Genomic DNA, 602 nt, shown 5'->3' with positions numbered 1-602 from the left:
CATCAATGGTGGGCAGTACGTGCTCGCGCTCCAGGACTTCGCCTACGACGCGGAGTCGGGAAAGATCGACGATTTCGACAAGGGGCTGCGAAAACTCGATGACCAGATAGACGCCGACACTCTCCAAGCGCAGAATTGACGGGGCCCACCATGGCAAGAACACGTAAAGCAGTGGAGGCCGTCCCGTCCGGCGGGTCGGACAACGCCGCGGCGTTGCGCCGCAAGCACCAGCGGGACCGGTTGCGCACCCTCGGGTTCCTCTCTCCGTGGCTGATTGGCTTCACCGTCTTCTTCGGTTATCCGCTGGTCGCCACCGTCTACTTCTCGTTCATGCACTACAACCAGATCGAGCCGGCCACGTTCGTGGGCTGGCGGAACTGGAAGTACGTGTTCGATCAGATGCCGCTGTTCGGCCCCGCGCTGTGGAACACGCTGTGGCTGGTCGTGGTGATGGTGGCGCTGCGCGTCGTCTTCGGTATCGGCATCGGGTTGCTGATCACGAAGTTGAAGACGGGTGTCGGCTTCTTCCGGACGGCGTTCTACCTGCCGTACCTCGCGCCGCCGGTGGCCGCGACCGTGGCGTTCGTCTTCCTGCTCAAATC

1 protein-coding gene is annotated in these 602 nt (G+C 62.6%); it reads left to right on the top strand.

The window, feature by feature from the left end:
• Window positions 1–150 precede the first annotated feature (150 nt).
• A partial coding sequence (locus tag KUM32_RS36450) for a carbohydrate ABC transporter permease (protein ID WP_217146178.1) occupies window positions 151–602 on the top strand: 452 nt, incomplete at its 3' end.

The sequence above is a fragment of the Streptomyces sp. AC627_RSS907 genome, from assembly GCF_019049165.1.
This window is presented reverse-complemented; position numbering and strand designations above follow the sequence as displayed.